Origin of the sequence: Prevotellamassilia timonensis (genome assembly GCF_021531665.1) — a bacterium.
In the GTDB taxonomy this organism is placed as follows: Bacteria; Bacteroidota; Bacteroidia; order Bacteroidales; family Bacteroidaceae; genus Alloprevotella.
Map to the genome: position 1 here is coordinate 1 of NZ_JADYUH010000037.1, position 25,561 is coordinate 25,561.

Consider the following 25,561-nt stretch of genomic DNA (forward strand, 5'->3'; position numbering starts at 1 on the left):
CGTCAAGCGTCAGCTTATCGCCATCTTGTCGCCCCTGTCCGTCAAGCGTCAGCTTGTCGCCATCTTGTCGTCCCTGTTCGACAAGCGTCAGCTTGTCGTGATCTTCATTGCTGTTTCAACATCAAGTGAGCAGATGGCAGCAGCAAGGCTGTTGAGGTTATGGAAACGTGCATAATCGCTATCCCCATTCTGGTCTTCCTGCCATGGTGCAAGAATGAGAAGAGTGCCTGCCACGCATGCCTCAAAGCGGCGTTTCTCTGGTTTCCAGTACTGCCCGATGGGTTTGTCTTGTATATGGATGAGAGGGTATCGCTCTTGCAGACATTCGTTCTTGATGCGTTTCTCACATTCGCTGATACCTGGCGTTACCAGCACATCGCCTTGTGCGGCAGCTCCCATCAGTTGCTCATGCTCCCTTTGCCAGAAAAGCGTCTGCTCCGTAGCCACTGTCTGCCCATTTTCTTCCATGCTCCTATGAAAGAACACCTGCACCTTCTCGGGATACCTCAGCAACAGGAAGTTACCGAAAGCACCATAGCGGATGCCATCTATCACGACACAATGCGAGCGTTTCATCAGATGCGGGCATTCATGCTTCACTAACCAGCGATAGGGATTAGCACGCAGATAAGCAGTCCAGTTCTTAAACTGCCCATCTCGCATGAGTATGCGGTCATTGTAGCCATCTTCAAAGAGGGTGCCTCCACCCCAAGCTCTGCTCACTCCTCCCTTGAATGCACCCACAATGGTGCCGAGGTGTTTCTTGGGCGGCAAGAGGCTGTTAATGCGAATGATGAGATGGATATGGTCTGGCATGATGCATACGGGCGACCATATCTCCGCCATAGGGTATATGGCATGAATCTTGGGTAGTTCTTCGTTTAATACCCTCTCGCCTAAGGGGGAGAGCATTGTGGCTGGATAGTTGGTGTCGGAAGGTTGTGCCTTGATATTGCCCGCAATAGTACCGAAGACGGGATTACGCCCTTTCACAATGATGGTGACGAGATACGTTCCCACGTCATTGTATCGATGACCTACGAACCGGCGTTTCTGATTGTGCTCCGTTTCGTAACGCCAACCTACGCCCTCAATATATTTCAGCTTCTTTTCTGTCATATCGTCAGGTCTTTATACCGTTATCTCGCCGCTCATCAGTTTGGGAAGCAAGCGGTCACGGGCTTCGGTGAGGAGGCGGAGCTGGGATTGGATTCGTGAGACAATATTTATATATGGATTAACAATACGTGTAAAGTCTTGCATAACTTCTCTTGGAGCAAGAGAGAATTTAAAAGCCTTTAAATCTGCCATTCGTATTCCCTTTTGAGCCGCCCCATGTGCGTGAGCTTGACAATAATTCTGTACATCAGTTCCCAATAGCAGTAGGTACATAAACTCTTTTGACACCATGTCATTTGCTCGTAATGTGAAAACGGATTCACTTACATTCCAATTGTTTGTTGGAATATCAATGAGACAAACTCGACCTATGGTTCCAATACCAGAAAACAAAATGTCACCAGTTTTAAGATCAGAGCGTTTATTTATCTTTTCAATTGCCTCATCATCTATCTTGTCGCATTTATCATCAAGGTAGATGGTGTTATTAGCCATATTCTTAATTGTGACATAATAATTATTTCCATTACCCAGTACAAAATTCTTGCGAGGATTTAGACCTGTGGTAATTTTGGATGTCACATCGTTTATTGTGACAATCTCCCATCCCTCCGGCACTCCATCCACTATGTTGGTGCTTTCGTGTCCGGGGAAGTGGAGGTCAACGAACCATTCCTTATAGAGTCGCTGGGCTGCCTCTTCAAGCAACTTTATCTGCTTCTGATAGTTCTCTATCAATGAGTCGTAGCGAGAGAGGATTACTCCAATTCTCTTTTGAATATCTTTATCTTGTTCTGCAACAAGTTCAATCTTCTCGAAATTGGATTTTGAGACATATTCTCTACCTGATGCAGTACCCAAGTTATATGCCTTTAATCCTGGCAAAAAATTCTTTATCAGATAATAGACATACTCATTGTCATAGTTCTCATTACAAATGATAGAATTGATAGATTGGTTGGTATAACAATCACAAGGAGCCATCGTCATCTTTGTTCCTATTGTACCTATACATGGAACGCAAATAGCACCTTTAGGAATTAAGCTACTTTCATACTTTTCCGCAGCAAGTTTTGAATACATTTCCTCTGTCTCATAGGTATATTTACTTTGCTCGGAAATATCCGTAGGCTTAATGAACACCGCATAATCACCATAATAGCTCTTATTGGTGGTTGGAGGTGTTTTACCTGTAATGATAGTACCCAAATCGCCTATATTAATTGTCTTCCTCATACCTCATCCTCCTTTCTTTCCCTTTTTGTCCGTAGATGTTCTGTATTTGTGCCGCCACTTGCGGCACAATTTTAGTTAGGAAATGAGTCCAAGACAATTTTGACACCAGCGGTGACACTATTTGCCAATTAGGGAATTCTTGCGCAAATTGTACCATTCTCCTAATTGTTCTCTCCTCAAAGCCCTTGCTACTATACCATGCTTGCAATTGTCGTGACACTGTCGCGACAATCTGCTTTCCATAATCAGCTCGTTCATTACCAAGCACATCACGGTTGATTCGTTCACCTATATGCCAGTACATCATGGTAAGTTCATAGTTGGCAGTAGATGCCACATGGATTCGCGCTTCTTCAATGATTTGGCGAAGGTCAGACATCAAATTTCCGACTACTGCATCCGTTGGTGAAATATCGGTTGGCACTATTGGTTTTATCTCGTTTGCCATGACTTACTTTGTGTTAAGGTTTTCCCATTCCTTCATGATCTCGCTCATTAGCACGTTGGCTTCTTTGTTGAGTGAAGCGAGTTCTGAGTGAATCTCATTCATGCGTTCGTGGAAGTCCACACCATCGTCCTCTACCTCGGCTACACCCACGTAGGCACCGGGGGTAAGGCTGTAGTTCTTTTCTTCTATTTCTGAGAGCGTGGCAATCTTGCAGAGACCAAGAACGTCCTGATATTCGCCATCAAACCCAAACTTTGAAGTGAGCCATTCGCGCTGACGGGCTGTCTCAAGCATAGCTTCTGCTTCAGCAATGCGTTCGTTCTGCTCACGCTCCACTTGCTTCTTCTCCTTTCGGACAGCATTGGCTACGGCATCCTTCGCTGCCTGCTTGATGGCTACCAGCTCTTCCTCGCATTGCTGCAAGGTTCTGCCATCAAGGGCGTCATGGTATTCAGCCACCAACTGGCGGTATTTCTCTGTCTCTCCACGATACAGATGGACAATGGCTTGCAGGTTCTTCAACTGCCACTCCGTCCACTCATTAAGGGTGCGGTCAACTACGGTGTAGTAGTTGCGGGCATCAATGAAGAGCACACGGTTCTTGTTCTCCAAGCGTTTCGCCTTGTCAAAGAACCACAGTGAGCATGGGAGCGAGAGGGTATAGAAGAAGTTGTTGCCCACAGAGACCATCACATCCACATCGCCTGTCAGGACAAGCTTCTCACGAATGTCACGATCTTTATTGGCACTATCCGTTGCCGATGATGCCATGACGAAGCCAGCCCGACCATGGTCGTTGAGGTAGGCGTAGAAGTAGGATATCCACAGATAGTTGGCATTACCAATCTCTTTGGTCTTAGCATTGACACCCGGCAGACCGAATGGCAAACGACCGGCAGCAGATGCGGACTCAGCTTTCACCTTATCAACATTGAATGGAGGATTCGCCATCACGTAGTCACACTTGCCTGCCAAGTTGTGTGCATCATGATAGAAGGAGTTAGCCTCATCACCAGAGACAATCCTGCCATTCAAACCGTGTACTGCCATGTTCATCAGACATAGCTGGGCGTTGTACTCCACCTTCTCCTGACCGTAGAAGGTCATCTGGGTGTTGGCGTTCATGCCTCCTGCATTCACGAAGTCACCGGTTTGAACGAACATACCTCCCGAACCGCAAGCAGGATCAAGCATGACGCCCTGTTGGGGTTCAAGTACATTAACAAGCATCTTGACCAAAGACTTTGGAGTGAAAAATACACCATCGTCAGAGGCTACTGCCTTAGCAAATTTCGAGAGGAAGTACTCATAGATGCGACCAATCACATCGCCACCAATCTCGTCCAGCGTCTTATTGTTGAAGATTCGCAGGAGCTCACGCAACAACTCATCGCTGAACATCGTGTATGACTTAGGCAGAATACCGGTCAGTTGTTCGCTCTGCTCCTCTACCAATGTCATGGCATGGTTGACAGCCTCGCCCAAAGGTTGGTCGTCTGACAGATTGACCAGATAGTCAAACTGAGCCTCACGAGGAAGGTAGAGCGCACTCTTTGCCGCAAAATCACTTGCTTCAACAGGCATCACACGACCGCCACGACTTGGACGATTCTTCAGCAATTCTGCTTCCACCATCTTGAAGCGACTATAGGCATAGCGTAAGAAGAGCAATGCCAATACCGGCATACAGTATTGGCTCGATGTAAGTTTACTTCCAGCACGAAGCAAGTCTGCCGACTCCCAAAGGTCAGCTTCCAGTTTGCGAATATTTATCTTATTGTCTGCCATTTGATCTCTGCTTTAAGGTTGTTCGTTGCTAACAAGGTCGCTCATTTTGACCTGTAGTATTTCTGCAATCTTTTTGATAGTCTCTAATGAAGGCTGTGCTTTGTTGGTACACCACTTGCTAATAGTCGCAGGGTCTTTTCCCATTTGTTCTGCTAACCATTTTGCCGTTTTGTGCTGTTCAACAAGCACCACTTTCAATCTATTGAGGTCGTTTTTTGCCATTTTGCGAAAAGTTTTATGTGGCAAAAATACTAATGATTCATGTAAAACGTGTAATAATAAACAAAGATGTTATATGTGTTTGGTAATTTTCTTTGCCTTTTAGTTCAATTGAATCTAAGAATCACAAAATCGACACCATTATTTGAGAGAGTGAAAGCCACAGTCTTGAAGCAGTGCCCGTTTATATGTCCCTAAGAGCATGAATGCCCCCCGCAAAAGAAGTTTTTCGGTGACATAGGAGTCCAAAATGCTTTCGTTGCGTGCCTTTCGGCGCGAAAGTCAGCCTTGGATGCACAGAATGCAACCTTAAAAGTTTGTAAATAACGATTTATTAATTATTTTTGCGGGCAAAACTTTGAACAAGCCACAAAGTGCGAAAAGTTTGAGGTGCACAGGAGCGTTTTTGCTTGGCTCTTGTTCGATTTCCTCAGTTTTCGTTACGTTTTCCGATTCTTGCTTTTTTGTGCATTAGTCGTGTAAGTTTGTTTGCGGTGTTCAAAGCAAATCTTTCTTTAAAAACCCACACTTCTTTACAGTGAATGAAAAAGGTATATAAACTCAAGAAAGGGCTGGACTTCAATTTGGAAGGAGCAGCCTTGGCATCCGATTGTGCGAACGGTAAGAGCGTGCCCACGCTTCCGCTTCCGCAAGTGGTGGCTGTCAGACCCACGGACTTCACCGGCGTTCAACCAAAACTTGTGGTCAAGGAAGGGGCAACCGTCCTTGTCGGCGATGCGCTCTTCGTGGACAAAGCCACTGAAACCATTCAGTTTGTGTCGCCCGTCAGCGGTGTTGTCAGCCGCGTGGTTCGCGGGGAACGCCGTAAGCTTCTGAGAATTGAAGTGCAAGCCGACAAGTCACAGCAGTACAAACAGTTTGCCACCAAGTCGCCTGCCGAATGTGCAGCTGCCGACGCCGTGAAACTTCTGGTGGAGAGCGGTTTGTTTGCTTTCGTTCGTCAGCGTCCTTACGACGTCATTGCTTCTCCTTCAGACTCTCCGAAAGCCATTTTCGTTTCGGCATTCAACAAAATGCCTCTGGCATCCGATTTCAATGTGGCTTGCGCCGGTCAGGAAGAAGATTTCAAAGAGGGAATCAGACTCTTGGCTCGCATCGCCAAGGTGCACCTCGGCATCTCGCCCGAGCAAGTGAACTCTCCGCTGCTCCCCGTCAGCGAAGCGTGTGTCGATATCTTTGAAGGTCCCAATCCTTCAGGCAATGTCGGTGTGCAAATCAACCAGGTCGATCCCATCAATAAGGGAGAAATCGTTTGGACCGTTGGTCCCGAGGCGGTGGTCTTCATCGGCCGCTTCCTGCGCTTGGGGCACGTGGATTTCACTCGCACCATCGCCGTGGCAGGCAGTGAGCTGAAGAAACCGACTTATCTGAAGACGCTCATCGGTGCTCCGTTGAAAGACGTTTTGGGAGACAATCTGAAACGCACGGAACACGTGCGCATCATCAACGGTAATCCTTTCGTCGGTGAAAAGGCAGACCTCGAAGATTTCCTCGGCGCCTTCTCCACCGAAGTTTGTGCCATTCCCGAGGGTGACGACGTGGATGAACCCTTCGGCTGGATTGCGCCCCGCTTGAATGATTTCTCCACGAGCTACTCCTACTTCTCCCGCCTCTTGGGTAAGAACCGCAGTTACAACCTTGACTGCAGAATCAAGGGCGGTGAACGCCACATCATCATGAGTGGAGAGTATGACCGCGTCTTCCCCATGGACATCTATGCAGGCTATCTTGTCAAAGCCATTCTCACTGAAGACATTGACCGTCAGGAAGCCCTCGGTATCTATGAGGTGGCTCCCGAAGATTTTGCCGTCGCAGAATTTGTCGATTCTTCCAAACTCGAACTCCAGCGCATCGTTCGCGAGGGTCTGGACCGACTGAGAAAAGAAAACTCCTGACAAAGACTGCGGAAGAATCACTGAGGTCAGATCCTTCCGACAAGGAAAGTCTTCTTATTTATGCCTCAAGTTCCGCCCTGCAAAAACAGAATTCCACAACAGACAACAGGCATTTCTCATCCCGCCTTTCAAAGTTACACAAATCATGATTAAAAAATTTTTCGACAAAATCAGGCCCCACTTTGAGGAAAAGGGAAAGTTCAGCGCTCTCCACTCCGTCTTCGAAGGCATGGAAACGTTCATGCTCGTGCCCAACACGACTTCCAAAAGTGGCGTCAGCATACACGATGCGATTGACTCCAAGCGAATCATGTCGTTCGTGGTCATCGCCCTCCTTCCGGCGCTCCTCTTCGGCATGTACAACATCGGCTATCAGAACGCCCTCGCTGCCGGACAGTTGGAAAACACGAGTTTCTGGGCTATGTTCATCTACGGTTTCCTGCTCGTACTTCCCAAAATCGTGGTGTCCTACGCCGTCGGTCTCGGCATCGAGTTCACCGTGGCGCAACTGAAGAAGGAGGAAATCCAGGAAGGTTTCCTCGTCACCGGTATTCTCATTCCGATGATTGTCCCCGTGAACTGTCCGCTTTGGATGCTCGCTCTCGCCGTGGCTTTCTCCGTCATCCTCTGCAAAGAAATCTTCGGCGGCACCGGCATGAACATCTTCAATCCCGCCTTGTGTGCGCGCGCGTTCCTTTTCTTCTCTTACCCCACCAGCATGAGTGGCGACAATGTTTGGCTTGCCAAGGAGCAGGTGCTTTCCTTAGGCTACAACCTGCCTGATGCCACCACCATGGCAACCCCCCTCGGCGAGGCTGCGGCGAACCATCCCATCTCCGCCTCTTTGAACGACATGGTGCTCGGTTTCATCCCCGGTTCCATCGGTGAGACCAGCGTCATCGCCATTGCTATCGGTGCCCTCATCCTTCTCTACACCCGCATCGCTTCTTGGAAAACCATTCTCGGCGTCTTTGTCGGCGGTGCTGTGACAGCGCTTCTCTTCAACTTTGCCGAACTCGAGAACAACGTCGCTTCTCACATGAGCTGCTGGGAACACTTCGCCACCGGCGGTTTCTGTTTCGGTGCTGTCTTCATGGCGACCGACCCCGTTACGGGTTCCCGTACTGAAGAAGGAAAGTTCATCTACGGTTTCTTCATCGGCCTCCTTGCCATCCTCATCCGTGTCCTCAACCCCGGTTATCCTGAAGGAATGATGCTCGCCATCCTCTTCATGAACATGTTCGCTCCGCTCATTGACTATTGCTTCGTGCAGCGCAACATCAACAAGCGTTTGGCACGCATGAAAAAGAAATAAAGAGAGACAAACCCCTAAACATTTCTAACACTCATGGATACGAATAAGAATTCCTATACGATTATCTATGCCTCCGTCATGGTCATTGTGGTGGCATTCCTGCTGGCGTTTGTCTCTTCTGCACTCAAACCGACCCAAGACCAAAACGTTGAATTGGACAAGAAGAAGCAGATTCTCGCCTCCCTCGGTCTGCGCGACCTTGACGGAGCAGAGGCTGTTGAGAAAGCCTATAGCGAAGCCGTGGTCTGCGACCTCGTGGTTGACAGCCTCGGCAACGTGCTCAAAGACGGAAAGAACAAAGACAAAGATGGATTTGTCGTGCCTCAAAAAGAAATCTCTCCGAGCTGCCTCCCCGTCTATGTCTGCAAAATCAAAGACGAAACAAAATATGTCATTCCAATGACCGGACGCGGTCTTTGGGGCGGTCTTTGGGGGTATATGGCAATCAACGCTGACCTCCGCACCGTTTTCGGCGCCTATTTCTCCCACGAGAGTGAAACCGCCGGTCTCGGCGCACTCATCGCAGACAAACCGTTCCAGGAAAAGTTCATCGGCAAAAACATCTTTGCTGAAGGCGACTCCACCGGAACACCCGCACTCTGCGTCGTCAAGAACGGAAAAGTCGAAGCCGGAAAAGACAAGACACAAGTCGATGGCATCACCGGCGCCACCCTCACCTCTGTCGGCGTCAGCAACATGGTGCAGGACGGTCTGAAACAGTATGTCGGCTACTTCAAGAGTTTGGAACAGAAACGTTAAACTTCAATCCCCATAAAGAGATATGAGCTTGTTTTCAAAAGCAAATCGGGAAGTGCTGACTTCTCCTCTTGCAAAAAATAACCCCGTGGCTGTGCAAGTGCTCGGCATCTGCTCCGCGCTCGCCGTGACCGCTCAGCTTGAGCCTGCCATCGTCATGGGCCTCTCGGTGACGGTCATCACAGCCTTCGCCAACGTCATCATTTCTTTGCTGCGCAAAACCATTCCCAACCGAATCCGCATCATCGTTCAGTTGGTGGTTGTAGCTTCACTCGTGACCCTCGTTTCCCAGATTTTGAAAGCCTACGCCTACGATGTCAGTGTGCAACTCTCCGTTTACGTGGGTCTGATCATCACCAACTGCATCCTGATGGGTCGCCTCGAGGCGTTCGCCATGATGAACGGTCCTTGGGAATCCTTCCTCGACGGCGTCGGCAGTGGTTTGGGCTATGCCTGGATTCTCGTGGCAGTCGGTTTCGTTCGCGAACTCTTTGGCAACGGCACGCTGCTCGGTCTTCGCGTCATTCCGGATTCGCTCTACGTCGAGAACGGCGGCTTCTATGTCAACAACGGCATGATGACCATGCCCGCCATGGCGCTGATTCTTGTCGGCTGTCTGATTTGGGCATTGAGAGCCTGCCAAAAGGAACAATAAATCACGGAGTAATTAACAAGAAAACTTTTTAAATCACAATGGAACAACTGCTAAGTCTTTTTGTCCGCTCCATTTTCGTGGACAACATGATATTCGCCTTTTTCTTGGGAATGTGCTCCTATCTGGCTGTGTCGAAGAACGTCAAGACTGCCCTCGGTCTCGGCGTGGCAGTCATCTTCGTTTTGGTCATCACCGTTCCCACCAACTATCTGCTTCAGACCAAGGTCCTTCAGAACCCTGAAATGGGCGTGGACCTTTCCTTCCTTTCTTTCATCATCTTCATTGCCGTCATCGCCGGCATCGTGCAGCTGGTGGAAATGATTGTGGAGCGTTTCTCTCCCTCGCTCTATGCTGCGCTCGGCATTTTCCTGCCGCTGATTGCCGTGAACTGCGCCATCATGGGTGCCAGTCTCTTCATGCAACAGCGAATCGGAATGCAACCGAACAGTTCTCAGTACATCGGTTCCGTCCTTGACGCCGTGGTTTATGCGCTCGGCTCAGGCATCGGTTGGCTCTTGGCAATCGTTGCCCTCGCCGCCATTCGCGAAAAAATGGCATACACCATCGTGCCGAAACCGCTGCAGGGACTCGGCATCACCTTCATCACCGTCGGTTTGATGGCAATGGCATTCATGTGTTTCTCCGGACTTAACATCTAATCAAAATGGACATTACTCTCATTCTCTCCAGCATAGTCGTATTCCTTGTTGTCATCCTCCTTTTGGTCATCATCCTCTTGGTTGCCAAAAGTTATCTTTCCCCCGGAGGAACAGTGAAGGTTCGCATCAACTCCAAAGACGAAATTGAAGTGCCGATGGGCGGAAATCTCCTCGCCACCCTCTCGGAACAAGGCATCTATCTTCCTTCTGCTTGCGGCGGAAAAGGTAGCTGCGGTCAGTGCAAATGTCAGGTCACCGAAGGCGGCGGAGAAATCCTTGACTCCGAACGCGGTCACTTCACCCGCAAACAAGTCAAAGAACACTGGCGTCTCGGATGCCAGTGCAAAGTCAAGTCTGACCTCGAAATCCAAGTGCCCGACAGCGTCATGGGTGTCAAGGAGTATGAATGTACCGTCATCTCCAACAAGAACGTTGCCACCTTCATCAAAGAGTTCAAAGTGCAACTCCCCGAAGGCGCACACATGGATTTCTTGCCCGGCTCCTATGCTCAAATCAAGATTCCCGCCTTCACGATGGACTATGACAAAGACATTGACAAAGACCTCATCGGTGAGGAGTATCTGCCCGCTTGGCAGAAGTTCGGTCTCTTCCCCTTGAAGTGTGTCAATCCCGAACCGACCGTCCGAGCCTACTCCATGGCGAACTATCCTGCCGAAGGCGATGTCTTCATGCTCACCGTCCGCATCGCTACTCCGCCCTTCAAGGCAGACCGCAGCGGTTTCATGGATGTCAATCCGGGTATCGCGTCATCTTATATCTTCACCCTCAAACCCGGTGACAAGGTCATCATGTCCGGTCCCTACGGTGACTTCCATCCCCATTTCGACTCCAAGAAAGAAATGATTTGGGTCGGCGGTGGCGCCGGCATGGCTCCGCTCCGCGCTCAAATCATGCACATGACCAAAACGTTGCACACGACCGACCGCGAGATGCACTATTTCTACGGAGCACGTGCTTTGAACGAGGTCTTCTATCTGGATGACTTCCTCGGCTTGGAGAAGGAATTCCCCAACTTCCATTTCCACCTCGCCCTTGACCGTCCCGACCCTGCTGCCGATGAAGCAGGCGTGAAATACACTCCCGGCTTCGTGCATCAGGTGATGTATAACACCTATCTCAAAGACCACGAAGCACCCGAAGACATTGAGTACTACATGTGCGGTCCCGGTCCGATGTCCAATGCTGTGGTCAATATGCTTGACGGTCTTGGCGTTGAACCCGAAAGCATCATGTACGACAACTTCGGCGGATAAACTCCGAAACGACAACTCCGGCAGACAATCCCAAGTTTCTCTGCCGCGAGTTCAAATGAATCATCAAAAACGAGGCTGTGTCAAAATTGGCGCGGCCTCTTTGTTTGGTAATGTATAGAAAAACCTATCTTTTGTAATTTTCTTCAATCACATAGCCCGCTATGCTCCTTCCTTAACACCCCAACAATAGAAAAATTGAGTTTGAATTGAAAATAATCGTATTTCTGCTTTACATTTTCTACGTCTGAACTGTATTATAAGTGTATGACACGAAACGAAATGACAAACGAGCGAGTGCAGAGTGATGTTCGCATCAACTCTGCCGAGCGAGGAGAAATTGGACGGAGTCAAATCGAAAGTCTGTTCAAGACACACTACACGCAGATGTATCATCTGGCACTCACATTACTCTTCGATGAAGCGGAGAGCAAGGACGTGGTGAGCGATGTGTTCGCCAGTCTGCTTAGCGGCAAGGTAGTGATGAGAGCAGACAACGCAAAAGCGTTCCTCTTGGCGAGCGTGCGCCATCGCTGCATGAATGTGTTGCAACACAAGCAGGTGCAAGAACGATTTGCACGCCTGCTTACCGAGGACACTGATACACTTGTTAGCGACAATACGGTGGAAGAACAAATGCAGATGGAAGAACTGATGTGCTACGTGCGGGAAAACTTCTCGTCGTTGGAGCAGCAAATCTTCCGACTGCGTTACCTACGAGAGATGACCTGCCAGGAGGTGGCAGAAGCGCTGAACGTCAGCCGCCAGACCGTCCACACCCATCTGAAGCAGTCTGTGGAGAAAATCAGAAAGTATTTCAATTCAAACTCAAAAGCAATATGATGACCGAAGATAAGCGTATAGAGTGGCTTCTGGAATTGCAAGACCACCCCGAGCGACTGACCGACGAACAGTTGCAGCAGATACTCGCCGACGACGAGATGCGCCAACTTGTGCAGCAACTTGGATTTGCTAAGCGTGCCTTCAAGCACGAGGCATTTAAGAACGATACCCCAGATGTGGAGGGCGAATGGGAGAAGTTTGCAGCCTGCCATGCAAATGAACTGACGAACGCAGCAAGGGCAGAGGGCAAGCTTGCTTGCACTATGCCTTGCAAGGCGGAAGAAGACGAAAGTCAATTGGTAGCCCTTGACGAAGAAAAGCCAAAGTCCCATTTCCTTATTTATCTCTTTAGACACAAGATAGCTGCATCCTTCATCGGTGTACTCCTGGCTTCGGGCATTGCCTTTGCCGCTATCCAAGTTGTGCGAAATATCAGCACGCCCAAACCGCAACAGCCCACAACAGAGCAAACGACAGACATTGATCCAGTCACTTCCCTGCCAGCAGATACGGTTCAGACCGACACAATTTCCGTTGAGCCATACATCTTTAACAATGTGCCGCTCGACTCCATGCTCACAGCCATTGCTACAGCCCACGGCGTCGGCGTGGAGTTTGAGAATGAAGCGGCCCGTCATCTTCGTTTCCATTTTGTATGGAAGCGTGAAGACAGTCTCTCGCGTGTCGTAGAAAAGTTGAACACCTTCGAGACCGTGAACATCGTCGAGGAGGATAAAAAGCTGGTGGTAAGATGAGACATACGCTATATACTCTGACGCTCATGGCTTGCATTCTCTGCATGCCACTTGGCACCTTCGCCCAGCGTGTCACGCATACATATAATAATGTGTCGCTCAGCAAGGCCCTGCTCCAGTTGAACAACGAGCAGAAGGAATACGTCGTCAACTTCCTCTACAACGAACTGGAGGACTTCCGCGTCACCGCCACCATCAAGAACAAGCGTCTGCCCGATGCCATCCAGCAGATGATTGGCTTCTACCCCGTCCGCATGACCGTGAAGCCCGACGACCGAGAAATCTATGTGGAGTGTACCCACAAGGCCGACCGCCACCTGAAGGGCACCATCATCGACGAACAAGGATTGCCGTTGGCATATGCAAATATTGCCATTCTAAACCCTGCCGACAGCACCCTCCTTGGCGTTGGTGTTTCGAATGAGAGCGGCTACTTTGCCATCCCCTATGAACAAGATAAAGTTCTTGCCCGCATTTCATACGTAGGCTACAAGACTGTGTATATAACCTGTACACAGCCAAAAGTTGGGACAATTCGCTTACATCCTGACAACTACACTTTGAAGGGTGTAACCGTTAAAGGTCATAGGCTGCTATATACTTCAACAGACAAAGGACTGTTGGTTTCTATTTTAGGCACTCCATTAGAACAGTTCGGTTCAGCCAGCGACATGCTCACCCATCTGCCCTTGATGATGAGCAACGGCGAGATAGCAGGTCATGGAAAGCCCGAAATCTACATCAACAACAAAAAGGTACGCGATTTACAGGAGCTCGACCGTCTCCGTGCCGACGAGATTCTGTCAGCAGAGATTGTTACTAATCCCGGCGCAGAATATGGAGCAGAAGTCACCTCTGTCATACGTCTGAAAACAGTCCGCAAGGCTGGCGAGGGCTGGAGCGGCAACTTCTCCGCAGCCTATCGACAAGGCAAGAAGCATTATGGTAATGTAAATGCTGCACTGAACTATCGTCTGCGCAACGGTATGGACTTTTTCGCCCGTGGCTACCTGACAGATCAAAATTCACAAATCGACGCAACCGCCAACGACCAGTTACAAGCATCTTCTATATGGGACTATCAGAAAAATGCTGCCTGGCTCTTTAAAACAAAATACTACTTTGCCGACCTCGGTTGGAACTGGGAAATAAACGACCGCCATTCCGTAGGTCTGACCTATACCGCATTCAACTACATAGGCGATGGCACCACTATCAGGGAAATGGACGAGCAGACATGGCAAGACGGAATACTTGTAGATGGTGGCCACAGCAAGACTAACACGCTGACCCGTCCTCACATGACACATTCTGTAAATGCTTATTACGTAGGCAACATAGGGAAATGGAATCTCGATTTCAGTGCCGACTTCTATGATGCGAAGTCTTTGCTGGAAATGGTTGGCGGAACTGAGAATGCGACATCCGTCAGCAGTCAAACGAAAAAGAAGGATCAACTGCTTGCAGAGAAACTAATAGTAACGGCTCCTGTACCGAAGGGAGAACTGACTTTCGGCGAAGAGGTCTCTACGGTAGATCGCACACACGACTTTATGCAAAGCGGATTCTCCTCTGACAGCCATGTCCAGCAACAGACCACCATATGGTCACTTTTCGCCAACTATTCCGTACAGTTGGGGAGTTTCTCATTCAATGCAGGCCTACGCTGGCAGAATGAGTACAACCGCTACGACGTGGATGGGCAGCGCAATGACGAAATGAGTCCAGATTACTCCGTACTGATACCTCGCTTCTCAGCATCTTATCGCACTGAAAAATGGAATCATAAATTGTCCTATCACTGCTCGCGCAACAACCCTCCTTATAATCTCTTGTCCTCATCGGTCAACTATCGCAGTAAGTATGAGTACGATACGGGTAATCCTTTCCTCAAACCACAAAAAGCACACAGCATTTCCTGGAGTTCCTCGTGGAAATGGTTCTACGCAGAAGCCTTTTACCAATACTTCAAGAACACCATTCGCTCTTTCCAGACAGCCTATGATGATGTGAACCATCCTGGTGTAGTCATCATGGACTATCGCAATACGCCTAAAGAGGAGTACTACGGCGTAACGCTGAATTTCACCCCTAAGTTCGGTCTGTGGCAACTCAATTACTCGACAGATCTCTACTTCTGCAACGAAGATCTCTATCCATTAGGTATTACGCACAAGTGGAACGGATTGATTACCAACTTCACGTTAGACAATACGTTTACGTTTCCGCACTCATGGCTGTTGAACATTAAAGGGAACTTCGCACCTTATTACGAGTCTGGCACCACTCAGACCAAGGCTACTGGATTTATAAACCTACGTCTTTCTAAGCAGTTCTTGAAAGATAGGAGTCTCAGCGTTGCCATTCTCGCCAATGACATTCTGCATACGCAGTACACGAAACGCACGGCATACGGCGGTATCAATATCCGCACCCAATACTGCGAGTATAAAGATTCCCGTCGCATCGGCATCGACCTCTCTTGGCGGTTCAATGCCACGAAGAGCAGATACAAGGGTAGCCACGCCGGACAAAGCGAGCGCAACCGACTATAACTCTCCCTCGTTTCGATGGGCAGCCGTCGGCGTTGTGCTGACGCTGCCCCACCCATAACTGCAAATGTCAGAAAAATGTCAGGGAAAAATACGGAAATAGACAAGCGAATCAACAGCGCCATCTGAGGACATACTAACTGAAAAGGAATGAATTACAACCATTCTTTGCGGAGCAAGACGGCAGAGCCGAACGCTATGAGCGTGCCTCCCCGTTTGCTTCGCGGCAGCGGGCAGTTTTTTCGCAATCACTACCTATCTCGTAAGTTCTTGCTGGTACTTCTGTATTCGCCCGTCATATCTGCCATCGGCAATGTCGTGGACTTCATGGTCGGCACGTCTCAGTTCGGTGGCGTTGAACCCGAAAGCATCATGTACGACAACTTCGGCGGATAAACTCCGAAACGACAACTCCGGCAGACCATCCCAAGTTTCTCTGCCGCGAGTTCAAATGAATTCATCAAAAACCTCCCTCAGTTCCTTTCGGATGAGGGAGGTTTTTGCAAGTTATCTTTGTTTCAAATTTCAGAGTTCAGATGCTGAATCAGATGCTGAGTTCGTCAAGAACTTTGATGAGTTTCTTGTCCATGGGTTTGCGGCGGCTGATGGCATCAATGAAGGGCACATAGACCACTTCGTTGTTCCTCACGCCGACCATGATGTTTCTCTGTCCTCTGACGAGGGCTTCGATGGCGCCGACTCCGACTTGTGAGGCGAGGATGCGGTCGCGTGCTGTGGGACGTCCTCCTCGCTGAAGGTGTCCGAGGATGGAGACGCGCACGTCAAAGTTCGGATATTCTTTGTTCACTCGGTCGGCATAGTACATGGCACCGCATTTCGGGCTTTCGCTGACGATGACGATGCAGCTCTTTTTGCTCTTTCGGATGCCTCGTTCCATGAACTCGATGAGCTGGTCGCTTCCCGTTGTGTCTTCCGGGATGATGGCAGCTTCCGCTCCGGCTGCGATGGCACTGTTTTGAGCGAGGAAACCGGCATCGCGTCCCATGACTTCCACGAAGAAGATGCGCTCGTGGCTTGTGGCGGTGTCGCGAATCTTGTCCACGCATTCCGTGATGGTGTTGAGCGTCGTGTCATAGCCGATGGTGCTGTCCGTGCCGAAGAGGTCGTTGTCAATGGTGCCGGGCAGTCCGATGCAGGGGAAGTCATATTCTTCTGCGAGCGTCATGGCACCTGTCAGCGAACCGTTTCCGCCGATGACGATGAGGGCGTCAATGGCTTCTTTTCGCAGTGTTTCGTAGGCTTTCTTTCTTCCGGCAGCCGTTTGGAACTCTTTGGAGCGTGCAGTTCGGAGAATGGTTCCGCCCGTCTGGATGATGTTGCTGACGTCTTCCGTGGTGAAGTTTTTCACTTCGTCGTGAATGAGTCCTTCGTAGCCACGATAGATTCCTTTCACTTTAAATCCGTTGCAGATTCCGCTTCGTGTGACGGAACGAATGGCGGCATTCATGCCGGGAGCGTCGCCTCCGGAGGTCAAGACGCCGATACATCTTATTTTTCCCATCTTGGTTTTCTTGTTTGGTTTTGTTCTGTTTTTGGTGTTGGTTTTTACCTATTGGGATGAACCTATATTGGTGTGATTCTTCAGAAGAGGAAGGAGGTTCCCCACATGAGCAGCATTCCGACGGCAAGTCCGGCGAGAACTTTGGGTGTGATGTGACGAATGTACCATGCGGCACTGATGCCTTCCATTCTCATCAGCAGGATGCCGCTCACGGTGCCGCCAATCAGGAGGGAGCCGCCAAAGGTGGTGGCGAAACTGAGGACATACCAGAACTGACCGTCGCAAGCAAACTCGGCGGGAACGGTGAGACGTTCGGAGACGTGGAAGATGTCAATGCCGCCGATGAGCGTGGCGATGTTGCCGAAGATGGCGGAGAGTCCGCTCATGACGATTCCGATGACGTAGGAGTCAGCCCCCGTTTCCAAAATCCAACGATTCAGTTTCGCAAGCAGTCCCGTCTCGGTCAGTGCTCCGAACATGAGACAGATGCCGACGAAGTAGAGGATGTTCTGCAGGTTGGCATATTGCAGCGCTTGCGGGAGACGTTTCTGCACCATGGTGTCGCTGCCGAGCAGGGAGCGGTTGCAGAGTTCGTTCACAATCCAGATGAGTGCCAACACACAGAGTGCGCCCAGCGAAGAGGGGAGGAGTGTGATGCGGTGGAAAGTCGGGATGAACCACAGTCCGCCGATGCCGACAAAGAGCAGGAGCAGGCGTTGCGGGCGAGTCAGCAGCGTGTCGTCTCCACGATAGGGCGGGTGAGTTTGTGCAAACTCAATGCGTGAGGGAAGCGTGTGGTGCAGAAGGAAAAGGATGGTTACCAACGCAGCCACGACGGGAATGGCAAGGTGATAGAAATACTCCGTCGGGGTGACCAACTTTTGCGACCAAAGGGTGAGGCTTGTGATGTCGCCAATCACTGTCATCGCACCTCCGCAGTTGGCAGCCAGGATAATCACGGAGCAATAGATCTTCCGCAACTTATCCGTTTGCAGCAGCGGATGCACGATGGTCAAGAGCAACACGACCGTGGCGAGATTGTCCAAATTGGCGGAGAGCACAAAGGTGAGTGAAGCCAACACCCAAAGCAGTTTTTTCGGGCGGCGCGTGCGCAGCCATTCCGTGATGAAGTCAAAGCATCCGTTGTTGTTGAGGACTTCCACGATGGACATGGTTGCCAGCAGGAACAGCACGATGTTGGCGCACTGCACAAGGTAGTCAAAGAAGACAAAGCGAGCGATGAACTCTTTGACGGAGGTGGCAGTGATGGCGTGGGAGGAAAGGAAAGAAAGGAAGGAAAAGGGGTGACGGTCAATGATGTAGAAGGAACCGTCCGAAATGTAAAGAAGCCAGCAAGTGACCCCCGCAAAGATGGCAACTGCGGCTTTGTTCATTTTGTTGATTGGCTCAGTGGCAATCAGCAGGAGGGCAATCAATAAAATGGCGAGAATGAATAGGGTCATCTTGTTTCAACTTCAAAAGTTCATCTCTGAGTGGGGAAGGCAGAATTGCAAGTGTGCCTTGCGCAAAGAGTGTGAGCGGCAAACGGGGCTCGAACCCGCGACCCTTGGCTTGGGAAGCCAATGCTCTACCAACTGAGCTACTGCCGCATTTGGGATTGGTCGTTTCAAGGGACTGAGAGAGTCAAAGACTCTGAGACACTTGTTTTCTAAGCGCAAAAGTAAGAAAAAAAGTAGGGTTTGACCATGTTCCCGCGCATTTTCTGCACTTGGTGTGCATGATTTGTGCTTTTTTCAACTGAATTATGGGGTGTTCTATGGTTTATGGAATAAGGAGTACTCCCAAGAACGTGCTTACGTGTGGGTTGTTCCCGTTTCTTGGCGTGCCCTTTTGTAGGTTCGGTCAGTCACACCGCCCGCCATGTCCTTTCCTCCACTTCAGAAGTTCCTCTCTAAGAATAATGATTCAACTCAACCTAATTTATAGCCCCCTACATGTCGCGCCGCATGATTCCGGTGAAGATTCTTCCCGAAAGAATGCCGAGGCGGCGGGCAGAAAAGAAGTCTTGATGGTGTCGGAAGGTGCAGATGCCGCAGTCGGAGATTTGACCGGAGGGCACACCTGCTTCTTCCAGCAGCAGACGGTTGGCAAGCGGAAGGTTCAGGTGTGGCTTTGGGGCGGCATCGCTTCTCAAAACGATTTTCTCCAGTGGGAAGCCGGCTTCGCGAAATTGTTCAATCACTTCTTCTCCCACTTCGTAGGCTTCGGCTGAGATGCACGGCCCGATGGCTGCGAGCACGTCGGCAGGTGTTGTGTTGAAACGGGCAGTCATTTCTTCCAGACATCGTGTGACGATGCGCTTCACCGTACCTCTCCATCCGGCGTGTATGGCTGCGGTCACTTTGCGCCGAGGGTCATATAATATAATAGGTACGCAATCGGCGGTGGAAACCCCGATGCAGATGTTGGGAAGTTGGGTCAGCAGGGCATCCACTTCTTCCAGCATCTCACGTTGCGTTTTTTCGTTGGCAAGAAGGAAGTTTTGGTCGATGCAGAGTGTGTGGGCGGTGTGCGTTTGGTGCGGCAGAACAATGTGTGCGGCGGAGATGCCGAGTTGTTCCGCCAGCCATTCCTTTGCTCTCGCCACTCTCTCCGGCGCATCTCCGCAGTAGTGCGTCAGATTGAACTCGGCATAGTTATCGGGCATGTCCTCCTGGCTCAAAGCATACGGTGCATGACGCGAAGTGGAGAACGCCTTCACTTCCGGCGGAAAGGGATGAGAAAGTAGGGTGGGGCAGAGTACTTGATCCTCCATGAGCGTGTCGGGATTTTTGAAGATATGGCTGCCCGGTATTCGGTTACAGTGGGTTACGTTATAAATTACGGCCAGAAATGCTTTGAGTCTTCTTTTCAATCCTCAAGTTCTTCGAGTTCGAAGACTTCGTCGGTTTCTTCATCCCAGTCCTCTTCGTCAGCGGCTTCCACTTCGCTCAACTCTTCGTCTTCCCAGTCCACGAAGTCCGCTTCAAAGAGAGCGGTGTCGCGGTCACGGTGCACGATGGAACCTCCTTCGCTGACCGACTGCAGTTTGTTGCTTTCGCTGTTCAGTTCTTCCCAGAGGATGTCTTTGAGTTCTTGGATGCCGAAGCCGGTGACGGCGGAGATGTAGATGACGGGCAGGTCTTTGGGCAGTTCCTCGCGGAGCATGTCCATCAGTTCTTGGTCCAGCAGGTCGCATTTTGTCACGGCGAGCACGCGGTGTTTGTCCAGCATGCCGGGGTTGAACTTTTCGAGTTCTCGGAGCAGGATTTCATATTCCTTAGCGATGTGCTCCGTGTCGCCGGGCACCATGAAGAGCAGGAGTGAGTTTCGTTCGATGTGTCTCAGGAAGCGGAGTCCCAGTCCTTTTCCCTCGCTTGCTCCCTCGATGATGCCGGGAATGTCAGCCATGACGAAGGATTTGTTGTCGCGATAGGGCACCACGCCGAGGCTTGGTTCCATGGTGGTGAAGGGATAGTTTGCAATTTTGGGTCGTGCGGCAGAGAGCGAGGACAGTAGGGTGGACTTACCGGCGTTTGGGAAGCCGACGAGTCCCACGTCAGCGAGCAGTTTCAATTCGAGAATCACCATCATTTCCTGCATGGGTTCTCCCGGTTGTGCATAGCGTGGTGCTTGGTTCGTGGCAGTTCTGAATTGGAAGTTGCCGAGTCCGCCGCGTCCCCCTTTGAGGAGCATGACGACCTGTCCATCTTCCGCCACGTCGCAGATATACTTTCCTGTTTCGGCGTTGTAAGCCACGGTTCCGGGCGGTACGTCAATGTATTTGTCTTCGCCGTCGCTTCCGTGTGAGCAACATTTAGCCCCGTTTCCTCCGTGTCCGGCAAAGACGTGACGTTCGTAGCGCAGGTGCAGGAGAGTCCAGTAGTTGTGGTTTCCTCGGAGATAGACGTTTCCTCCTCGTCCGCCGTCTCCGCCGTCGGGTCCTCCGTTGGGTTGATATTTTGCTCGGTGCATGTGCATGGAGCCTCTGCCGCCTTTTCCGGAGCGGCAATAGATTTTCACGTAGTCAACGAAATTGCTTTGAGCCATGGTGGTGAAGTCGTTTGTGGTGTATGTTCCTCGGTTTTCGGATGAGCGGACAATGAAAAAGGGTGTGACGGGGTTGTCATCACACCCTTTTTCAGGGTTGTTTTTAGTGTTCGGGAGAGTTTCCTCTTCCTTGTGTTTTTTTGTGTCAGAGCGTGTCAATCACAGCACAGAGTGCGTCGTTGATTTCTTCAAGACTGCCAAAGCCTTTCACTTTGTGTCGCAGTCCTTCTTTCTCATACCATTCGATGAGCGGAGTCGTTTGGTTGTGATAGACGTCCAGTCTTTTCTTGATGGTCTCCGCGTTGTCGTCGGCACGTCCGGATGTTTTTCCTCGATTGATGAGTCGTTCCATCAGCATTTCTTCGGGCACGTCAAGTTCAAGCATTCCGCAGACTCCGGTCTGTCGTTCCGCAAGCATTTTTTTTAGTGCTTCCGCTTGTGGGATGGTGCGTGGGAACCCATCGAAGATGACTCCTTCGCAGGGGCAGAGTGCATCGTAGGTGGCAGCGAGGATGTCAATCATCAGTTCGTCAGGGATGAGTTGTCCTTTGTCGATGAAACTTTTGGCGGTGTTGCCGAGTTCGCTGCCTTGTTTGATTTCAGCGCGGAGCACGTCTCCGGTGGAGATGTGTTTGAATCCGTATTTTTTGACGAGGAGGTCACTTTGTGTGCCTTTTCCTGAGCCGGGTGCGCCGAAGATGACGATGTTTTTCATTTTGTTTCTTGTGATTAGTTGAAGATTATGTTTCGTCCGGATTTGTGTTTCGTCTGGATTTATGTTTCGTGGTTTTCTGTGTGGAAGTGTGGGTTGGGGATTTAGTCCTGCGGCACCACGGTGTAGATGCTTCTGAGGTTTCTTCCCTCTCCATTGTAGTCAAGTCCGTAGCCGACGATGAAGTCGTTGGGGATTTTGAAGCAGCAGTAGGGTATGTCGAGATTGACTTTCAGGTTTCCGGGTTTGACGAGCAGTGCTGCGATGCGGATGTCTTTCGGATTTTTCTTTTGCAGCAGTTTCAGCAGTTCCTGCATGGTGAGTCCCGAGTCAATGATGTCTTCGACGATGATGACGGTTCTGCCTTCGATGTTCTCTTTCAGTCCGAGAAGTTGTTTCACCTCGCCGGTGGAGGCGGTGCCTTCGTAGGAGGCGAGTCGGACGAAAGTGATTTCGCAATCGAGGTCAATGCCGCGCAGCAGGTCTGCGGCAAAGATGAACGAGCCGTTGAGCACGGCGAGGAACAGCGGGCGTTCGCCTTTCAGGTCTTGATTGATTTGTGCTGCCACTTCCGACACGCGCTTCATGATTTGTGCTTCCGGAAGGGAAATGGTGAATTCTCTGTCGCTAACCTTGACTTTTTCCATGGTGTGGGAGATGATGTGATGGGGTGATTCTACTTATGTAGTGTGGGATTTGGCGGGTATTTTATGTATGGTGTGGTTTGTGGCTACTTCCTCGTCGCTTTTTGTGGCTTTTTCTGTTTTGCCGCGGAAGAAGTAAGTCGGAAAAACCGGTGGAGCAGACTTCAAGGGCATCCTCCGACCTTTGTTGCCCGCAAAAGTACGTTTTTTTTAGTACTTTTGCGCGTTTCTTAGCGCAAGAAGAATGATTTATCCTGAAAATTTTGAACAAAAAATAGGTTTCTCTGATGTGAGGACGTTGCTGAAGGGACGTTGTTTCTCCACTTTGGGCACAGAGTGGGTGGACAATCACCTTGTCTTTCTCTCCTCCCACGCTGAGGTCATTTCAGCCCTGGAGGAGGCAGATGAGTTCTCCCGTTTTGACTCAGAAACCGCCGATGAAGTCGAAAACGACTTCTTTGATGTGAGAGAGGCACTCTGGAGAATGCGCCCCGAACGCACCTTCATGGAGGAGCAAGACCTCTTTGCCCTGAAGCGTTCTCTCGTGACGATTCATGCCTACGCCACTCGCTTCCGCCGCCGCGCTGGGGACGATGAAGATGATGCCTGGCTCGGTGTCTCCGAAGGGGAAGATGACAAATTTTCTGCTTTGAGCGAAGATTCAGCAAATGAGGGAGAAGATGTTGGAGAAGAGAATGTTGCGTATAAGTATCCTGCGCTGAAGCGCATGGCGGATGACGTGCAGACCTTCCCTGCCGTCATCGCTCGCATCGATTCCGTTTTGAACAAATATGGTAAGGTGAAAGACACCGCTTCGCCCGAACTCGCCCGCTTGCGTCGGGAACTTGAGCAGACGATGCGCGGTCTCTCCGGCATGCTTCGCTCCATCGTTTCGCAGGCGCAAAAGGACGGCTACATTGATCGCGACGTTTCGCCCACCATGCGTGACGGTCGTCTCGTCATCCCCGTCGCCCCTTCCGCCAAGCGCAAAATCAAAGGCATTGTTCACGATGAAAGTGCTACGGGGCGCACGGTCTTCATCGAGCCCGCTTCGGTTGTCGATGCCAACAATCGGGTGCGTGAACTCAAAGCCGAGGAACATCGCGAGGTCATTCGCATCCTGCGCGAACTCTCCGACTTCATTCGCCCCATGCTGCCCGACATTCAGCATTCCTTTGTCTTTCTCGCTCACATTGACTATCTCCGTGCGCTCACCGGCTATGCCCGCAGCATCGGCGCCGTCATTCTTCGTCCCGTGGATTCCCCTCGTTTGGACTGGCAGCGCGCCTACCATCCCCTTCTTGCGGCTCGTCTGAAAAGCAAGGGCGAGGAGATGAAACCGCTGGACGTTTCGCTTCCTTCCCGAGGTCGCATCCTGCTCATTTCCGGACCTAACGCCGGCGGCAAGTCTGTCTGTCTGAAGACGGTTGCCCTCTTGCAGTACATGATGCAATGCGGCATGCCCGTTCCTGCCTCGGAGGCTTCTTCGCCGGGCATTTTCTCGGAGATGTTCATTGACATTGGCGACGAGCAAAGCATTGACAATGACCTTTCGACCTACTCCTCCCACCTTCTTCACATGAAGCAGATGATTCGCCATTGCGGCGAGCGGAGTCTGCTGCTCATCGACGAGTTCGGCAGCGGCACCGAGCCGCAAATTGGTGGCGCGCTGGCGGAGGGCATCCTCCATCGCTTTGACCGCCAAAGAGCATTTGGCATCATCACCACGCACTATCAGAACCTCAAATCCTACGCCGAACATCATCCCTCCGTCGTCAACGGCGCCATGCTCTACGACCGCGGAGAGATGCAACCGCTCTTCCGTCTTCAAATCGGACAGCCGGGCAGTTCTTTCGCCATTGAAATTGCCCGAAAGACGGGGTTACCTGCTGACGTCATTGACTATGCGGCTGATTTGGTGGGTAAGGACTATGTTCTCAGTGATAAATACTTACAAGATATAGTTAGAGATAAACTCTACTGGGAGCAGAAGCGCCGCAGCATTCGCAACCAGGAGCGTCAGTTGGAAGAAACGGCAGCGGAATTGGAGCGTGAACTCTCCTCCCTCAGCTCCCGCCGCAAGGAGGTGATGGAAGGTGCGCGACAGGAGGCGAAGCGTTTGGTTGAAAAGTCAAATGCGCTGATTGAAAACACGATTCGTTCCATCCGCGAGGCACAGGCAGAGAAGGAGCGTACGAAAGAGGTGCGCAGTGAGTTGGCTGAGTTCAAGGAAAGCCTTGAGCGTGAAGTTTCCGCGGAGGCTGACGAACGCCTGGCTCGGAAAATGGCGAAGATTCAGCGACGCCAGCAGCGCAAGGCTTCCGGCGAACCGGGTGCCAAACAGCGTCGTCGCAGTGAGGAGGAAGCCGCTGCCAAGGCACTGCGCGACCGTGTGGCAGCTTCCGGCAAACCTGCCGCCGCTCCCTCCGGATCCGCCCCCATTGTCCCCGGTGGCTTCGTGCGCCTCAAGGGGCAGAACACGGTGGGGCGTGTGGACAGTCTGCAAGGTTCCTCGGCGCGCGTCCTGTTCGGCATGATGTACACCAGCGTTCCTCTCTCACGCCTTGAACCCGCTGAGGCTCCGGAGGTGGATAAGAGCAAACAAGCCGCCACCTTTGTCAGTGTGGAGACGCGCAATGCCATGCGCGACAAGAAACTGCATTTCCGTCCCGAGATTGACCTTCGCGGCATGCGTGCCACGGAAGCCATGACTGCCGTTGCCTATTTCATCGATGAGGCGATTCAGTTTGAGCAGGACAAGGTGCGCATCCTTCACGGCACCGGCACCGGTGCGTTGCGTGAGGTCGTCAGAACCTATCTCGCCACCATCCCCGGCGTTCGCTCTTTCCGTGACGAGCACGTGCAGTTCGGCGGCTCCGGCATCACGGTCGTTGAGCTCGACTGATTTTCTTTGGGTTTTAGATAAAAGTTTTATCATCTTCCCGTTAAAGGCGGAAATATTTCCGAGAAATGCCAAATTACTGAATAAAACCGCGCCAAATTACTGAATAAAGAGTTTGTTGTTTCTTTGAGCTTGAAGATCAAAGAAAGTTGATAAAGTACAGATATCGAATTTTAGACGCTCTGTTGACTAAGCGTCC

At 50.8% G+C, this 25,561-nt stretch carries 22 protein-coding genes and 1 tRNA gene; 11 read left to right on the forward strand and 12 right to left on the reverse strand.

What is annotated here, in order from left to right; translation table 11 throughout:
* Positions 1 to 87: 87 nt before the first annotated feature.
* The 5 genes from I6E40_RS07110 to I6E40_RS07130 are packed head-to-tail and all read right to left on the reverse strand — an operon-like array spanning position 88 to position 4,813.
* Positions 88 to 1,119: a transposase gene (locus I6E40_RS07110; RefSeq protein WP_235386348.1), complete on the reverse strand. Its 1,032-nt coding sequence runs from the start codon at positions 1,117 to 1,119 to the stop codon at positions 88 to 90.
* Between the two features lie 12 nt (positions 1,120 to 1,131).
* The gene (locus I6E40_RS07115) at positions 1,132 to 2,355 is read right to left on the reverse strand and encodes a restriction endonuclease subunit S (protein WP_235386349.1); all 1,224 of its coding nucleotides are present in this window, start codon (positions 2,353 to 2,355) and stop codon (positions 1,132 to 1,134) included.
* The gene (locus I6E40_RS07120; RefSeq protein ID WP_235386350.1) at positions 2,339 to 2,803 is read right to left on the reverse strand and encodes a DUF1016 N-terminal domain-containing protein; all 465 of its coding nucleotides are present in this window, start codon (positions 2,801 to 2,803) and stop codon (positions 2,339 to 2,341) included. Before I6E40_RS07120 ends, I6E40_RS07115 begins: the two co-directional genes overlap by 17 nt.
* A 3-nt stretch (positions 2,804 to 2,806) precedes the next feature.
* Positions 2,807 to 4,591, reverse strand: a complete 1,785-nt coding sequence (locus I6E40_RS07125; protein WP_235386351.1) for a class I SAM-dependent DNA methyltransferase — start codon at positions 4,589 to 4,591, stop codon at positions 2,807 to 2,809.
* 12 nt (positions 4,592 to 4,603) lie between these two features.
* Positions 4,604 to 4,813: a helix-turn-helix transcriptional regulator gene (locus I6E40_RS07130; RefSeq protein ID WP_235386352.1), complete on the reverse strand. Its 210-nt coding sequence runs from the start codon at positions 4,811 to 4,813 to the stop codon at positions 4,604 to 4,606.
* 539 nt (positions 4,814 to 5,352) lie between these two features.
* Here I6E40_RS07130 and I6E40_RS07135 point away from each other — a divergent pair.
* The 10 genes from I6E40_RS07135 to I6E40_RS10965 all read left to right on the forward strand — a co-directional run bounded on the left by I6E40_RS07135 (position 5,353) and on the right by I6E40_RS10965 (position 15,928).
* Entirely contained in the window at positions 5,353 to 6,726 is a 1,374-nt protein-coding gene (locus tag I6E40_RS07135; protein WP_235386353.1) for a Na(+)-translocating NADH-quinone reductase subunit A, read from the forward strand.
* A 145-nt stretch (positions 6,727 to 6,871) separates the two neighbouring features.
* Entirely contained in the window at positions 6,872 to 8,041 is a 1,170-nt protein-coding gene (locus I6E40_RS07140; RefSeq protein ID WP_262910868.1) for an NADH:ubiquinone reductase (Na(+)-transporting) subunit B, read from the forward strand.
* A 33-nt stretch (positions 8,042 to 8,074) separates the two neighbouring features.
* On the forward strand, positions 8,075 to 8,800 hold the full coding sequence (locus I6E40_RS07145; protein WP_235386354.1) for an FMN-binding protein: 726 nt from the start codon (positions 8,075 to 8,077) through the stop codon (positions 8,798 to 8,800).
* Between the two features lie 22 nt (positions 8,801 to 8,822).
* Positions 8,823 to 9,452, forward strand: a complete 630-nt coding sequence (locus tag I6E40_RS07150; protein ID WP_235386355.1) for an NADH:ubiquinone reductase (Na(+)-transporting) subunit D — start codon at positions 8,823 to 8,825, stop codon at positions 9,450 to 9,452.
* A gap of 38 nt (positions 9,453 to 9,490) precedes the next feature.
* The gene (gene nqrE, locus I6E40_RS07155; RefSeq protein WP_235386356.1) at positions 9,491 to 10,111 is read left to right on the forward strand and encodes an NADH:ubiquinone reductase (Na(+)-transporting) subunit E; all 621 of its coding nucleotides are present in this window, start codon (positions 9,491 to 9,493) and stop codon (positions 10,109 to 10,111) included.
* 5 nt (positions 10,112 to 10,116) lie between these two features.
* Positions 10,117 to 11,385 (forward strand): NADH:ubiquinone reductase (Na(+)-transporting) subunit F, encoded by a 1,269-nt coding sequence (gene nqrF / locus I6E40_RS07160; RefSeq protein ID WP_235386357.1) that lies wholly within the window; start codon positions 10,117 to 10,119, stop codon positions 11,383 to 11,385.
* Positions 11,386 to 11,649: 264 nt separating this feature from the next.
* Entirely contained in the window at positions 11,650 to 12,225 is a 576-nt protein-coding gene (locus tag I6E40_RS07165; RefSeq protein WP_235386358.1) for a sigma-70 family RNA polymerase sigma factor, read from the forward strand.
* Positions 12,222 to 12,980 (forward strand): DUF4974 domain-containing protein, encoded by a 759-nt coding sequence (locus tag I6E40_RS07170; RefSeq protein ID WP_235386359.1) that lies wholly within the window; start codon positions 12,222 to 12,224, stop codon positions 12,978 to 12,980. Before I6E40_RS07165 ends, I6E40_RS07170 begins: the two co-directional genes overlap by 4 nt.
* Positions 12,981 to 13,006: 26 nt before the next feature.
* Positions 13,007 to 15,535, forward strand: coding sequence for an outer membrane beta-barrel family protein (locus tag I6E40_RS07175; RefSeq protein ID WP_235386360.1), 2,529 nt, complete (start codon positions 13,007 to 13,009; stop codon positions 15,533 to 15,535).
* 267 nt (positions 15,536 to 15,802) lie between these two features.
* Positions 15,803 to 15,928, forward strand: a complete 126-nt coding sequence (locus I6E40_RS10965; RefSeq protein ID WP_262910869.1) for a hypothetical protein — start codon at positions 15,803 to 15,805, stop codon at positions 15,926 to 15,928.
* A gap of 148 nt (positions 15,929 to 16,076) precedes the next feature.
* Here the strand turns inward: I6E40_RS10965 and pfkA are convergent, their stop codons facing one another.
* The 7 genes from pfkA to hpt all read right to left on the reverse strand — a co-directional run bounded on the left by pfkA (position 16,077) and on the right by hpt (position 22,463).
* A complete protein-coding gene (gene pfkA / locus I6E40_RS07180) occupies positions 16,077 to 17,054 on the reverse strand; it encodes a 6-phosphofructokinase (protein WP_235386361.1) in 978 nt (325 codons plus the stop codon).
* A gap of 80 nt (positions 17,055 to 17,134) precedes the next feature.
* On the reverse strand, positions 17,135 to 18,517 hold the full coding sequence (locus I6E40_RS07185; RefSeq protein WP_235386362.1) for an SLC13 family permease: 1,383 nt from the start codon (positions 18,515 to 18,517) through the stop codon (positions 17,135 to 17,137).
* A 74-nt stretch (positions 18,518 to 18,591) separates the two neighbouring features.
* A tRNA-Gly gene (locus I6E40_RS07190) sits at positions 18,592 to 18,664 on the reverse strand.
* A gap of 341 nt (positions 18,665 to 19,005) precedes the next feature.
* Positions 19,006 to 19,830 (reverse strand): peptidoglycan editing factor PgeF, encoded by an 825-nt coding sequence (gene pgeF, locus I6E40_RS07195; RefSeq protein ID WP_235386363.1) that lies wholly within the window; start codon positions 19,828 to 19,830, stop codon positions 19,006 to 19,008.
* 95 nt (positions 19,831 to 19,925) lie between these two features.
* Positions 19,926 to 21,104 (reverse strand): GTPase ObgE, encoded by a 1,179-nt coding sequence (gene obgE, locus I6E40_RS07200; protein ID WP_235386364.1) that lies wholly within the window; start codon positions 21,102 to 21,104, stop codon positions 19,926 to 19,928.
* Positions 21,105 to 21,249: 145 nt separating this feature from the next.
* The gene (locus tag I6E40_RS07205; protein ID WP_235386365.1) at positions 21,250 to 21,819 is read right to left on the reverse strand and encodes an adenylate kinase; all 570 of its coding nucleotides are present in this window, start codon (positions 21,817 to 21,819) and stop codon (positions 21,250 to 21,252) included.
* A 101-nt stretch (positions 21,820 to 21,920) separates the two neighbouring features.
* A complete protein-coding gene (gene hpt / locus I6E40_RS07210; protein WP_235386366.1) occupies positions 21,921 to 22,463 on the reverse strand; it encodes a hypoxanthine phosphoribosyltransferase in 543 nt (180 codons plus the stop codon).
* A 241-nt stretch (positions 22,464 to 22,704) separates the two neighbouring features.
* On the opposite strand from hpt, the gene I6E40_RS07215 reads away from it, so the two are divergent.
* The gene (locus I6E40_RS07215; RefSeq protein WP_235386367.1) at positions 22,705 to 25,365 is read left to right on the forward strand and encodes an endonuclease MutS2; all 2,661 of its coding nucleotides are present in this window, start codon (positions 22,705 to 22,707) and stop codon (positions 25,363 to 25,365) included.
* Positions 25,366 to 25,561: the final 196 nt, after the last annotated feature.